General features: G+C 61.6%; 11 protein-coding genes and 1 pseudogene. 9 read left to right on the top strand and 3 right to left on the bottom strand.

Going from position 1 to position 11,955, the window contains the following annotated elements:
• Positions 1 to 183: AbrB family transcriptional regulator (locus tag MOV61_RS23745; RefSeq protein WP_247138339.1), on the top strand; the 183-nt coding region annotated here is incomplete at its 5' end.
• A 3-nt stretch (positions 184 to 186) separates the two neighbouring features.
• On the opposite strand, the gene MOV61_RS23750 is transcribed toward MOV61_RS23745, so the two are convergent.
• Positions 187 to 1,425, bottom strand: coding sequence for a TadE/TadG family type IV pilus assembly protein (locus tag MOV61_RS23750; RefSeq protein WP_247138340.1), 1,239 nt, complete (start codon positions 1,423 to 1,425; stop codon positions 187 to 189).
• Between the two features lie 170 nt (positions 1,426 to 1,595).
• On the opposite strand from MOV61_RS23750, the gene MOV61_RS23755 reads away from it, so the two are divergent.
• Positions 1,596 to 2,126 (top strand): gluconokinase, encoded by a 531-nt coding sequence (locus tag MOV61_RS23755; RefSeq protein ID WP_038539960.1) that lies wholly within the window; start codon positions 1,596 to 1,598, stop codon positions 2,124 to 2,126.
• 218 nt (positions 2,127 to 2,344) lie between these two features.
• Positions 2,345 to 3,001, top strand: coding sequence for a TetR/AcrR family transcriptional regulator (locus tag MOV61_RS23760; protein ID WP_247033511.1), 657 nt, complete (start codon positions 2,345 to 2,347; stop codon positions 2,999 to 3,001).
• 8 nt (positions 3,002 to 3,009) lie between these two features.
• On the opposite strand, the gene MOV61_RS23765 is transcribed toward MOV61_RS23760, so the two are convergent.
• Together MOV61_RS23765 and MOV61_RS23770 are read right to left on the bottom strand one after the other, a co-directional pair.
• Positions 3,010 to 4,308, bottom strand: coding sequence for an FAD-binding oxidoreductase (locus tag MOV61_RS23765; protein WP_247138341.1), 1,299 nt, complete (start codon positions 4,306 to 4,308; stop codon positions 3,010 to 3,012).
• 95 nt (positions 4,309 to 4,403) lie between these two features.
• Positions 4,404 to 5,651 (bottom strand): FAD-binding oxidoreductase, encoded by a 1,248-nt coding sequence (locus MOV61_RS23770; protein WP_247138342.1) that lies wholly within the window; start codon positions 5,649 to 5,651, stop codon positions 4,404 to 4,406.
• A 492-nt stretch (positions 5,652 to 6,143) separates the two neighbouring features.
• Here MOV61_RS23770 and kdpF point away from each other — a divergent pair, with 492 nt between their 5' ends.
• From kdpF to MOV61_RS23800, 6 genes and pseudogenes are all read left to right on the top strand, one after another.
• Positions 6,144 to 6,233 carry a K(+)-transporting ATPase subunit F gene (gene kdpF, locus MOV61_RS23775; RefSeq protein WP_038539975.1) on the top strand — a complete coding sequence of 30 codons (90 nt, stop codon included), beginning with the start codon at positions 6,144 to 6,146 and terminating at the stop codon, positions 6,231 to 6,233.
• Positions 6,234 to 6,298: 65 nt separating this feature from the next.
• The gene (gene kdpA, locus MOV61_RS23780; RefSeq protein ID WP_247138344.1) at positions 6,299 to 8,002 is read left to right on the top strand and encodes a potassium-transporting ATPase subunit KdpA; all 1,704 of its coding nucleotides are present in this window, start codon (positions 6,299 to 6,301) and stop codon (positions 8,000 to 8,002) included.
• A 21-nt stretch (positions 8,003 to 8,023) separates the two neighbouring features.
• Complete coding sequence (locus MOV61_RS23785) at positions 8,024 to 8,176, top strand: hypothetical protein (protein ID WP_172729778.1); 153 nt, start codon at positions 8,024 to 8,026, stop codon at positions 8,174 to 8,176.
• 57 nt (positions 8,177 to 8,233) lie between these two features.
• A complete protein-coding gene (gene kdpB, locus MOV61_RS23790) occupies positions 8,234 to 10,321 on the top strand; it encodes a potassium-transporting ATPase subunit KdpB (protein ID WP_247138346.1) in 2,088 nt (695 codons plus the stop codon).
• A gap of 68 nt (positions 10,322 to 10,389) precedes the next feature.
• A complete protein-coding gene (gene kdpC, locus MOV61_RS23795; RefSeq protein WP_247138348.1) occupies positions 10,390 to 10,959 on the top strand; it encodes a potassium-transporting ATPase subunit KdpC in 570 nt (189 codons plus the stop codon).
• A 176-nt stretch (positions 10,960 to 11,135) separates the two neighbouring features.
• Positions 11,136 to 11,955, top strand: a pseudogene (locus MOV61_RS23800) (two-component sensor histidine kinase); the annotation flags it as partial.

An 11,955-nucleotide genomic window follows, 5' to 3' on the forward strand; every position in this document is an offset into this window, starting at 1 on the left:
ACCGGCGTGCCGCTCGACGCGGCGCTGATCGCCTTTGCGCCGGGCGGGCTCGAAACCATGTCGGCGATGGCGGTGATGCTGCATGCCGACCCCACCTATGTCGGCGCGCATCACGTGCTGCGGCTGATGTTCCTGTCGGTGCTCATGCCCGTCGTGCTGGGCAAGGAAGCCCGGCAGCGTTGAGCGTCAGTTGACGAGGCGCACCGATGTAATTTCGGAACCTGTCCCGCTGTCAGCCCCGGTGTAGGGTTCGATCTGCCAGTTGGCGGAGTTCATGATCATCGTATTGACCACCAGCGTAATCAGGTTCGACTGATTGGTGGTCGAATTGTAGACGACGTCACGGTTCGGAAGATGGATGACTCCCTTGAGCGTCTCGCCATTGGAGCCGTTGAAGATATACTGTTGCTTGCGGCCGTTGTTGGCGACATCGCTGGTCTTTTCGAACATCAGGATGCCTTTGTAGGTGCCGCTGGTCGGCGCCGATGCGGTGAAGCTCAGGGCGCCATTGGCGCGGATTTCACTGTCGGTATCGGGGAAATAGAAGGTCACCCCGTCCGCGACGACCGTCGAACCGGAGTTGATGATCATCCGGCCCTTGATGATATGGAGGCCGGGTTTGAACGTGATCTTCGGTGATCCGTTGAAGGTGGTGCCGCAATGGACGCCTGGGACCATGTCCTGCACTGCTCCGTCCCTTGTGCCGCTGGTGGTGCAGGTCGAGGAGACGGTCGGCTCGGCGATGCCGACGGCATAGGGATCGCCAGATACCTTGCAGCCGGGTTTTAGGTTGCTGAGCGTCCCGCCGTTCTTGATATACTGGGTGCCCGCGACGCAGAAGCTGGGCGTATCGATCGTCGCGCCGCTGTTCATGATGAAGGCCGGGTTCTGGGTAGAACTGACCTCCACGCCGCATTTCTCCGAATGCACGTTGGCGCCCGAATTGATCAGGACGGCCTGCGTCGTGTTGCCGAGCACGTAGATGCACGCGCCTGAAGGCTTCGGGTTCCTGTTCGCGATCGCGGTGGATTGGACTTTGACGTCGATGGTGTGAATGCCGAGCAGACCGAGGAAATTGGTCGGCACGCCTTGGGCATAGGTACCCGTCAGGCTGCCATCCGCATTTCCGGCGACGATGAGCGCGGTGTCGAGGTCGGTGTCTTCCGGTACCGTATCGGTCAGAAAGCGCAGCGCTTCCCGGCGCTGACTTGCAATATCGGGTTTCGCAACGGCGCTGAGCAAGGCCGCATCAAGGGCGCCCTGCAGCCGGCCGCGCTCGAACGAGGCCTGGGCAAAATCGATCGCGCCACCGGCGGTCGTGACGAGGAGCGGCATCGCCAGGGCGGTGGCTATCGCAAAATTGCCGCCTGTATCGCGTAGGATATGATAAAGGCGTAACGCAATATTGTCGATGAGTCGCCGCATGATCGTGGGTTCCCGGTTGAGCTCGGTGAGTGCAGAATGCGCTTCAAGCTCAGCCCTTTTATCGCAGCCCCTCTAAAGTTCCCGTAAGAGAATTGGAAAACCTGAAGTTAACCTCGGCTCCTGTATTTCGGTTTTCCCGCCCCTGAACATGGTCCCAATGGAAGTTAATCATGCCCTCGATCGAACCCTCGTTTCCTCTCGCAATCGTCGTCATGGGTGTCAGCGGATCGGGGAAGACATCGGTGGGCGAACATCTCGCCGCGCGTCTCGGCTGCGCGTTCGTGGAGGGTGATCGCCTGCATCCGGAGGCGAATGTCGCCAAGATGGCGAAGGGCATTCCGCTGACCGACGACGACCGCTGGCCCTGGCTCGATCTTGTCGGCAACGAACTGGCCACGGCAAGGGGACGCGGCGAAAGCGTGGTCGTCTCGTGTTCGGCGCTCAAACAAACCTATCGAGATCGTTTGCGGCGGGAGGCCGGCGGCACGCTCTATTTCGTCTTTCTCACGGGCGACCCCAAGGTTCTTGAACAACGGATGGGCGCACGTACCGGCCATTTCATGCCGACATCGTTGCTTCAGAGCCAGCTCGCAACCCTTGAAAGCCCCGAGCATGAGGCCGGGGTGATAACGGTCGACGTCGACGCAAGTGTCGATACCATCGTCAGCAAGGCTTTCGATGGTATTACCAGGCTCATTTGAGGATAGATAATAGGATTTAGCCTCTCGTTTTCTCCGATGTTCTGTCTTGTGCATCGCCGTGGAAAGTATTCTAAAAATTACCAGTCATTGTGATCCGATGCTCTTCGGGCGCCGTATAAGTAACAGTTTTGCGTTCAAGCAATTCCGCCTGACTTGCCGGGAATTTTCCCGGCGACGGCAGGGAGCAGTTGACAGGTGTTTGAGGAGACGGTTTGCGGATGCCAGATTCGACGAAAGGATCCGGGCGGGGTTCCCTTCGCCGGGTGCCGAAACAGGAGCGGAGCCGCGAGCGTATCGATGAGATCCTGAAAGTGTCGATGCAGCTGATCGGCCAGAAGGGCATAGACGCAGTGACCATGAAGGAGATAGCCGCCCTTTCCGGGGGGCCTATCGCATCGGTCTATCAGTATTTCCCGAACAAGTCCGCCATCATCGCAACGCTCTACGAGCGTTACGTCGAAGAGGTTCGTTCCTTTGTCGCAGAGCAGATTGGAAAGATCGCCACGGCCGAAGACGCTTTGCAGGCCCCGGCCGCACTTTTCGATTTATACTACTATAACATGCGGGAAAGGCCGTCGCTCCAAGATCTCCTGAATGCCATCCAGGCGGACAAAGCGCTTGCTGATCTGGATATTGCCGAGACCCGCTTTCAGGCTGATGTATTCTACAAGGCCACCGAGCCCTTCGTGGAAGAACCGCTTCGCGAAAACTATGCTCAGGCGCTTCTGGTGATGTTTCACCTGTCGGGCGCTACCATGCGGCTTGCCCTCATGGTTCCCGAAGACGAAGCCGCTGCGACCGTGGCGCAGTTCAAGTCGATCATTCGCGCGCAGGCGACCTATTATTTCACCGGCAGCTTCCCGATTTCTCTTTGATCCCTTGATCAGAGGCCCAATCGGTCGCGCAACCCATACCACCAGGCACCGAGCACCGTGAGCGGCACCCGGAACGTCTGCCCGCCCGGAAAGGGAAGGTTGGGCAGCGACGACCAGATATCGAAGCGTTCCGCATGGCCGGCGACCGCCTCGCCGAGGATTTTGCCGAGCAGATGGGTGGTGGTCACCCCGTGACCGCTGTCGCCGTGCGAGAAATAGACCTTGTCCGACAGTTTTCCCATATGCGGGATACGCGTCAGGGTAAGCGCAAAATTGCCGCTCCAGGCATAGTCGATCTTGACGCCCTTCAACTGCGGAAACGTCTTCAGCATATTGGGGCGGATGACGCCCGTGAGATCGCTCGGGTCGTTTCCGCCGTAACCAATGCCGCCGCCATAGAGCAGCCGGTTGTCGGCAGTCCGCCGGTAATAGTCGAGAATGTAATTGGCGTCTTCGACGCAGTAATTCGCCGGCAGCAGGCTTTCGATCAGGCTCGCGTCGAGCGGTTCCGTCGCCATCACCTGACTGGAAACCGGCATCATCCGGCCGCTGATCTCTGGAAACTGCGGGGAGAGATAGGCATTGCCGCAGACAAGCACATACGAGGCCTTTACCGAACCCCTCTCGGTTCGCGTCACCGGTTTTTCGCCAGCATCTAAGCCGGTCACGCGCGAACCTTCGAAGACGCGTCCACCAAGGCTTTCGAACGCTGCCGCCTCGCCGATCACGAGATTGAGCGGATGGATGTGGCCGCCGAGCCTGTCGATCATGCCGCCGGCATACCGGTCGGTCTTTACATACCGTCCGACCTCGGCTTTCGAAACCATTTCCAGCCCGCCATGGCCGTATCTTTCCCAATCGGCTTTGTGATGCGCCATCTCGCGGATCTGCTTGTCAGTGAAGGCCGCGAAGAAGCCGCCATCCACCAGGTCGCAGTCGATCCCGTATTTCGCCACTCGGCTGCGGATGATCTCGCCGCCTTCGAGCGACATCGCCCCGAGCTGCACCGCCTTGTCGCGGCCATACCGCCCGGCGATGGTTTCGAGGTCGCGGCTGTAGCCGTTGACGATCTGGCCGCCATTCCGGCCAGACGCGCCGAAGCCGATGCGCTCCGCCTCCAGCACCACGACGCAATATCCGCGCTCTGCAAGTTCCAGCGCCGCGGAAATGCCTGTGAAGCCGGCACCGATGATGCAGACATCCGCTTCTATCGCCCCGTCAAGGGCAGGGCGGACACGCTTGTCCTTTGCCGAAGCCGCGTACCAGGAATTCGTGTGTCGGGGATTGTCTGCGGGTCTAAAGGCCATGTTACACCGTCCGAATATAGGCGCCGCATTCGACATCGGTCCCGCACAGGGCAGGCTCCGACAGCCCGTGCCCCTTCAAGACCAATCGAACAGAGCTAGGCGTTGAAGCGCTCTGGCCTATAAGCCGAGATGTCGATCAATGTCTTCTGCCCCGTGATCGCCTCGGCAATCACCTGACCGGTCACCGGACCCAGCGTCAGGCCGTGATGCGCATGACCGAAGGCGAACCACAGGCCGTCGTGCCGGGGCGCCTTGCCGATGACGGGCATCATGTCCGGCGTGCAGGGGCGGGCGCCCATCCACGGCTCTTGGTCGAGCCGCTCAGCGAGCGGGAAGATGCTGCGCGCCACAGCTTCGGCGCGTTCCAGCTGAACAGGTGTCTTCGGCGCGTCGCGGCGGGCGAATTCCGCGCCCGTCGTCAACCGGATGCCCTGGTTCATCGGAGCCAGGAAATAGCCGCGCTCCGCATCCATGGTCCAGCCGTTGAGCTTGGCATTGCCCTTCGCCGAATAGTGCATGTGGTAGCCGCGCTTGACGCCGACCAGGAAATTGTAGCCGAGCGGCTTTGTGACCGTATCGGACCAGGGGCCAAGCGCCACCACCACGTCCTTGGCTTCCACCGTGCCTTCGCCGGCGACGATCCGCCAGCCGGTCTTGGTCTGCGACAGGCTCTTGGCATCGCCCTTCAGCACCCGGCCGCCGAGGCTTTCGAACAGTTTTACATAGGCGCGCGTCAGCGCCAGCGGATCCTTGACCGACCATGGGTCTTCCCAGCGCAGACCGCCGACGAAATCGTTGGAAAGATTGGGTTCCTGCTCGGCGATATCGGCCGGCGAAAGTTCCTTGAAGGCGACGCCATACTCCTTGCGAAGCCGCTCGGCCTCGCCGATCTCGCCGTCATGCTTGCCGCGGGTGCGGAACACCTCCGTCCAGCCGTTCTTGGCGATCAGCTCCTGGGCTCCGGCTTCCTCGATCAGCTCGTTATGGGTTGCGATCGAGTGCTCGATCAGCGGCGCATAGGCGCGGGCGATCAGCTGGTGGCGGGTCATGTTCGAATGCCACCAGTATTTCGCCAGGAACGACGTGACCGACGGAATGGCCTTCCAGTGGAAATGCGCGTCGATGCGGTTGTTCATGGCATAGCGCAGGATCAGGCCGAACTGCTGGGGAAAGCCATAGGGCACGACGCCCTCGCGCTGGATCAGGCCGGCATTGCCGTAGGATGTCTCCATGCCGGGTTCTTTCCGGTCGACGAGCACCACCGATTTGCCGCGCCGGGCGAGCTGCAATGCCGTCGAAACGCCGACAATGCCGGCTCCCAGCACGATCGCATCTGCTGTCATGATCTGAATTCCATTTCCCAAGTCTTTTATAGTTCGAGGATTTCGAACATGCCGCCCGGAATGCTGCGGCGCAAATGAAAAATCACAGATGCTTATATGGATTCCCTATTTCTTCGCATCGTCCCTCCAATTGGCCCTGTGGGACGTCGCTGCCTTTTTGGATCGCGCCTAGGCTTCGATGGCGACCGATGCAGCCGGAACGAGTGAAATTCCTATAGGATTTTTATTTCTTTCCCCTGAGCCCCGTCTCGAACCCCTATGCGCTCGCGCCGCATATTAGGGTCCGAGAGATCGCAAAGATCATCTCCAAAGCCGCAAAGTATCAAAGTGCCGTCTTTCGGGGACGGCACCCTTGCCTTGTCCGGCCTCGCCTTAACAACAGGAGTCCAGATCGATGTTGGACGTCATTCTACTCGGCACCGCAGTCGTCTTCTTCGGTCTCTGCCTTGCCTATACCCGCGCCTGCGACAGGCTTTGAAGGGAGAAGCTCCGATGATCCTCGATTATGTCTTGAGCGGCGGCGTGACCGTGTTCCTCACCGTCTACCTCACCTACGCTCTCATTCGCCCAGAACGCTTCTGAAAAGAACGCTTTTAAAGAGAACCGGCGCCGTTCGTCAGCTGCCGGGTATTGAAAGTTAAGCCCAAATGACCCTCAACGGATGGCTTCAGATCCTGCTTTATTGCGGGATCATCATCGCGCTCGTCAAACCGCTTGGCGGTTACATGACGCGTGTCTTCTCAGGCGAGCGCACTCTTCTGTCACCTGTCCTCGTTCCGATCGAACGGGGACTTTATGCCATGGCCGGCACCAGCGAACGCGAAGACCAGCATTGGACTTCCTATGCCTTTTCGCTGCTGATGTTCAACCTGTTCGGCGTCGTCGTGCTCTACGCGATGATGCGGCTGCAGGCCGGCCTGCCCTATAATCCGGCCGGCATGGCTGCGGTGCCGCCCGAGCTTTCCTTCAACACCGCCGTCAGTTTCGTCAGCAACACCAACTGGCAGAACTACGGCGGTGAAAGCACCATGTCCTATCTGACCCAGATGATGGGTCTCAACGTGCAGAATTTCGCCTCCGCCGCGACCGGCATGGCAATCGCCGTCGGCCTGATCCGCGCCTTTTCGCGCGCTTCCGGCAAGGCGATCGGCAACTTCTGGGTCGATATGACCCGCGCCACGCTCTATATCCTGCTGCCGATCTGCATCATGCTGACGCTGGTCTACGTCTGGCTCGGCGTGCCGCAGACGCTCGGACCTTATGTCGAGGCGACGACGCTGGAAGGCGCCAAGCAGACCATCGCGCTCGGCCCGGTCGCCTCGCAGCTTGCCATCAAGATGCTCGGCACCAACGGCGGCGGTTTCTTCAACGCCAACTCCGCCCATCCGTTCGAAAATCCGGATGCGATATCCAACCTCATCCAGATGCTGTCGATCTTCGCGATCGGTGCCGCCCTGACCAACGTTTTCGGCCGCATGGTCGGCAACCAGCGCCAGGGCTGGGCGATCCTTGCATCGATGGGCATCCTGTTCATCGTCGGCGTCGGTATCACCTACTGGGCGGAAGCGGCCGGCAATCCGCTGATGCACCAGTTCGGCCTTGCCGGTGGCAACATGGAAGGCAAGGAAGTCCGCTTCGGCGTCACCCTGTCGTCGCTGTTTGCGGTCATCACCACGGCGGCCTCCTGCGGCGCGGTCAATGCCATGCACGGCTCGTTCACGGCACTCGGCGGCCTGATCCCGCTCATCAACATGCAACTCGGCGAAGTCATCGTCGGCGGCGTCGGCGCGGGTTTCTACGGCATCATCCTCTTCATCATCGTCGCAGTCTTCGTGGCCGGGCTTATGGTCGGCCGCACACCGGAATATCTCGGCAAAAAGATCGAGGCGAAGGAGATGAAGATGGCCGTGCTCGCCGTTCTCTGCCTGCCGCTCGCCATGCTGGTCTTTACGGCGATCGCCACGGTGCTGCCGTCCGCGGTCGCCTCGATCGGCACCGCCGGCCCGCATGGCTTCTCCGAAATCCTCTACGCCTATACGTCGGCTGCGGCCAATAACGGCTCGGCTTTCGGCGGGCTTTCGGGCAACACGCCCTGGTACAACGTGACGCTTGGGCTCGGTATGCTGATGGGCCGCTTCCTGGTCATCATTCCGGCGCTCGCCATCGCAGGCTCGCTGGTCGCCAAGAAGACGGTTCCGGCCTCGGCAGGCACCTTCCCGACAGATGGTCCGTTGTTCGTCGGCCTGCTGGTCGGCACGATCCTGATCGTCGGCGGCCTCACCTTCATGCCCGCCCTGGCGCTCGGCCCGGTCGTCGAACACCTGGTCATGATCGCCGGCCAGACCTTCTGAGGTACCAAGGGGAGCAATGCCATGAGCATCCGCAAAGCCCTCCGCAGACAGTCCACCCTTGCCTCGCAAAAGCGAGGCAAGGGTAAGCAGAGCCCCTACGGATCCTATGCAATTTTTATCATGACGGCGGTCATTCTTGCCGTTGTCCTCGTGATCGAAGTCTTGCGCGGCTGATCGACCCTTCGTCGCCTCGATTGACAAGCCAACTCATTTTCAAAGCTGGAGTCTCCTATGAGCCAGGCAAAATCCGCGAGCATCATGGATACTCGCATACTCATTCCGGCCGCAGGCGATGCTTTCAAGAAGCTCAACCCGCGGACCCTTGCCCGGAACCCCGTCATGTTCGTCGTGGCCACGGTCTCGGTCCTCACCACCGTGCTTTTCCTCCGCGACCTCGCGGCCGGCAACGGCAATCTCGGTTTCTCCTTCCAGATCAACATCTGGCTCTGGTTCACCGTCTTGTTCGCCAATTTCGCCGAAGCGGTCGCCGAAGGCCGCGGTAAGGCGCAGGCGGATTCGCTGCGCAAGGCCCGCACCGAAACCCAGGCCAAGCTGCTTTCGGGCAGCGACCGCACCCACTACAAGATGGTCGCCGGTACGAGCCTGAAAGTCGGTGACGTCGTGCTCGTCGAACCGGGCGACATCATTCCGTCGGATGGCGAAGTCATCGAGGGGGTCGCCTCTGTGAACGAAGCGGCGATCACCGGCGAATCCGCCCCGGTCATCCGCGAATCCGGCGGCGACCGCTCGGCCGTGACCGGCGGCACTCAGGTGCTCTCCGACTGGATCCGCGTCCGTATCACGGCCGCTGCCGGCTCGACCTTCCTCGACCGGATGATCTCGCTCGTCGAGGGCGCCGAGCGCCAGAAGACGCCGAACGAGATCGCGCTCAACATCCTTCTGGCCGGCATGACGCTGATCTTCGTGCTCGCCACCGCAACGATCCCGAGCTTTGCGATCTATGCCGGCGGCTCGATCCCGATCATCATCCTCGTCGCGCTGTTCGTGACGCTGATCCCGACCACGATCGGCGCGCTGCTGTCGGCGATCGGCATTGCCGGCATGGATCGTCTCGTCCGCTTCAACGTGCTCGCGATGTCCGGTCGCGCCGTCGAAGCTGCCGGCGACGTCGACACGCTGCTGCTCGACAAGACCGGCACGATCACGCTCGGCAACCGCCAGGCCACCTCGTTCCGCCCGGTCCGCGGGGTCTCCGAACAGGAGCTCGCCGATGCGGCCCAGCTCGCTTCGCTTGCCGACGAAACGCCGGAAGGCCGTTCCATCGTGGTGCTCGCCAAGGAGAAATACGCGATCCGCGGCCGCGACATGGCAGGCCTGAAGGCGACATTCGTTCCCTTCACCGCCCAGACCCGCATGAGCGGCGTCGATCTCGAAGGCTCGCAGATCCGCAAGGGTGCCGTCGATGCAGTGCTCGCCTATGTCGGCTCGGGCACAATGCCGGTCTCCGGCAATGCGGCGATCGCCGCCAGCCCGCAATCCGATATCGTGCGCGAGCTGCAGGCGATCGCCGACGAAATCGCCAAGGCCGGCGGCACCCCGCTTGCCGTTGCCCGTGACGGCAAGCTGCTCGGCGTCGTCCAGTTGAAGGACATCGTCAAGGGCGGCATCCGCGAGCGTTTCGCTGAACTGCGCCGCATGGGCATCCGCACCGTGATGATCACCGGCGACAACCCGATGACGGCCGCAGCGATCGCCGCCGAAGCGGGCGTCGACGACTTCCTTGCCCAGGCGACGCCTGAGAACAAGCTGACGCTGATCCGCGAGGAACAGGCCAAGGGTAAGCTCGTCGCCATGTGCGGCGACGGTACCAACGATGCGCCTGCACTCGCCCAGGCCGATGTCGGCGTCGCCATGAACACCGGCACGGTCGCCGCCCGCGAGGCCGGCAACATGGTCGACCTCGACTCGGACCCGACGAAACTCATCGAGATCGTCGAGATTGGCAAGCAGCTGCTGATGACCCGCGGCGCGCTAACCACCTTTTCGATCGCCAACGATATTGCCAAGTATTTCGCCATCATCCCGGCGATGTTCCTGACCTTCTACCCGCAGCTCGGCGTGCTGAACATCATGGGGCTCGCCACGCCGCAAAGCGCCATCCTGTCGGCGATCATCTTCAATGCGCTGATCATCATCGCGTTGATCCCGCTGTCGCTGAAGGGCGTCAAATACCGGGCTATCGGCGCCGGCGCGCTGCTTTCCCGCAATCTGCTCGTCTATGGTCTCGGCGGCATCCTCGTTCCCTTCATCGGCATCAAAGCGATCGACATGTTCATCACCGCGATCGGTCTCGCTTAAATTTTACGCGGTTTCTTCACGCGAACCGGCATCCACTTCGCTTGAAAACGCTTTTCGGAGAAATGACAATGTTCAAGCAACTTCGCCCTGCGATCGTCATGATCGTCGCTACCACGGCCATTACAGGCCTGATCTACCCCTTCGCCATGACCGGCATCGCCCAGGCCGTTTTCCCGGTCCAGGCAAATGGCAGCCTGGTCGAGAAGGACGGAACTGTTGTCGGCTCGGCGCTGATCGGCCAGGCATTCACCGGCGACCAGTACTTCCACGGTCGTCCGTCGGCTGCCGGCGACGGTTACAACGCCGCCTCGTCCTCCGGTTCCAACCTCGGCCCGACCAGCGCCAAGCTGATCGACCGGGTGAAGACGGACTACGAAGCCGCCAGGGCGACCAACCCGAACGCGGAGGTGCCGATCGACCTCGTCACGGCCTCCGGCAGCGGCCTCGACCCACATATCTCGCCGGAAGCCGCGCTCTTCCAGGTGCCGCGCGTCGCCAAGGCCCGCAACATGGATGAGGCTGCGGTCCGCGCGCTCGTCGAGGCTCATGTCGAAAGCCGCGAACTCGGTTTTCTCGGCGAACCTGTGGTCAATGTGCTTGCGTTGAATATGGCGATTGATGCTCCTATGACTCGATGAAGTAGCAAGCTGCGTCGCCCCCTCATCCGACCCTTCGGGCCACCTTCTCCCCGCCGGGGAGAAGAAAGTTATGCCGCGGCGTTTCCGGTCCTCCTCTCCCCTCGGGGAGAGGGTGGCCGAGCGTAGCGGAGGCCGGGTGAGGGGGTGTCACCCACCGACACGAAAGACCAAACCGCATGCCCGACGACAGTCGCGAGAGTGAGAACAGGCCTTCGCCGGATGCGCTTCTGGAGCATGCCGAGCGTGAGGCGCGCGGGCGGCTGAAGATTTTCCTGGGCGCTGCGCCCGGCGTCGGCAAGACCTACGAGATGCTGATGTCCGGCCGCGCCCGCAGGGCGGACGGTCTCGACGTGGTGATCGGCGTGGTCGAAACCCATGGCCGCCAGGAGACCGAGGCGCTGGTCGAGGGCTTCGAGATCGTGCCCCGCAAGGCGATCGATTATCGCGGCCAGCAGCTCGATGAAATGGACCTCGACGCTATTCTCGCGCGCCGTCCGGCGCTCGTTCTGGTCGACGAACTTGCTCATACCAACGCCGCCGGCAGCCGCCATCCGAAGCGCTACATGGATGTGCAGGAAATCCTCAGCCAAGGTATCGACGTCTATTCGACGCTCAACATCCAGCATGTCGAGAGCCTGAACGACGTGGTGGCACAGATCACCCGTGTCCGGGTGCGCGAGACGGTGCCGGACAGCATCATCGACCGGGCCGACGACGTCGAGATCATCGATATTACCCCCGACGACCTCATCAAGCGGCTGAACGACGGCAAGGTCTATGTGCCGCAGACGGCGCGGCGCGCGATCGAGAACTACTTTTCGCCCGGCAACCTGACGGCACTGCGCGAACTGGCGCTCCGCCGCACCGCCCAACGGGTTGACGAGCAGCTTTTGAACCATATGCAGGCGCATGCGATTTCCGGCCCCTGGGCGGCCGGCGATCGGGTGCTCGTCTGCCTCGACCACGGCAGGAACGGCGCGAGCCTGGTGCGGTACG

Origin of the sequence: Neorhizobium sp. BETTINA12A, from assembly GCF_023006485.1 — a bacterium.
In the GTDB taxonomy this organism is placed as follows: domain Bacteria; phylum Pseudomonadota; class Alphaproteobacteria; order Rhizobiales; family Rhizobiaceae; genus Neorhizobium.

Excerpts from the sequence above, each read along its gene's own strand:
- MOV61_RS23750 (WP_247138340.1), bottom strand. The coding sequence starts at position 1,425 with ATGCGGCGACTCATCGACAATATTGCGTTACGCCTTTATCATATCCTA.
- MOV61_RS23755 (WP_038539960.1), top strand. The coding sequence starts at position 1,596 with ATGCCCTCGATCGAACCCTCGTTTCCTCTCGCAATCGTCGTCATGGGT.
- MOV61_RS23760 (WP_247033511.1), top strand. The coding sequence starts at position 2,345 with ATGCCAGATTCGACGAAAGGATCCGGGCGGGGTTCCCTTCGCCGGGTG.
- MOV61_RS23765 (WP_247138341.1), bottom strand. The coding sequence starts at position 4,308 with ATGGCCTTTAGACCCGCAGACAATCCCCGACACACGAATTCCTGGTAC.
- MOV61_RS23770 (WP_247138342.1), bottom strand. The coding sequence starts at position 5,651 with ATGACAGCAGATGCGATCGTGCTGGGAGCCGGCATTGTCGGCGTTTCG.
- kdpF (WP_038539975.1), top strand. The coding sequence starts at position 6,144 with ATGATCCTCGATTATGTCTTGAGCGGCGGCGTGACCGTGTTCCTCACC.
- kdpA (WP_247138344.1), top strand. The coding sequence starts at position 6,299 with ATGACCCTCAACGGATGGCTTCAGATCCTGCTTTATTGCGGGATCATC.
- MOV61_RS23785 (WP_172729778.1), top strand. The coding sequence starts at position 8,024 with ATGAGCATCCGCAAAGCCCTCCGCAGACAGTCCACCCTTGCCTCGCAA.
- kdpB (WP_247138346.1), top strand. The coding sequence starts at position 8,234 with ATGAGCCAGGCAAAATCCGCGAGCATCATGGATACTCGCATACTCATT.
- kdpC (WP_247138348.1), top strand. The coding sequence starts at position 10,390 with ATGTTCAAGCAACTTCGCCCTGCGATCGTCATGATCGTCGCTACCACG.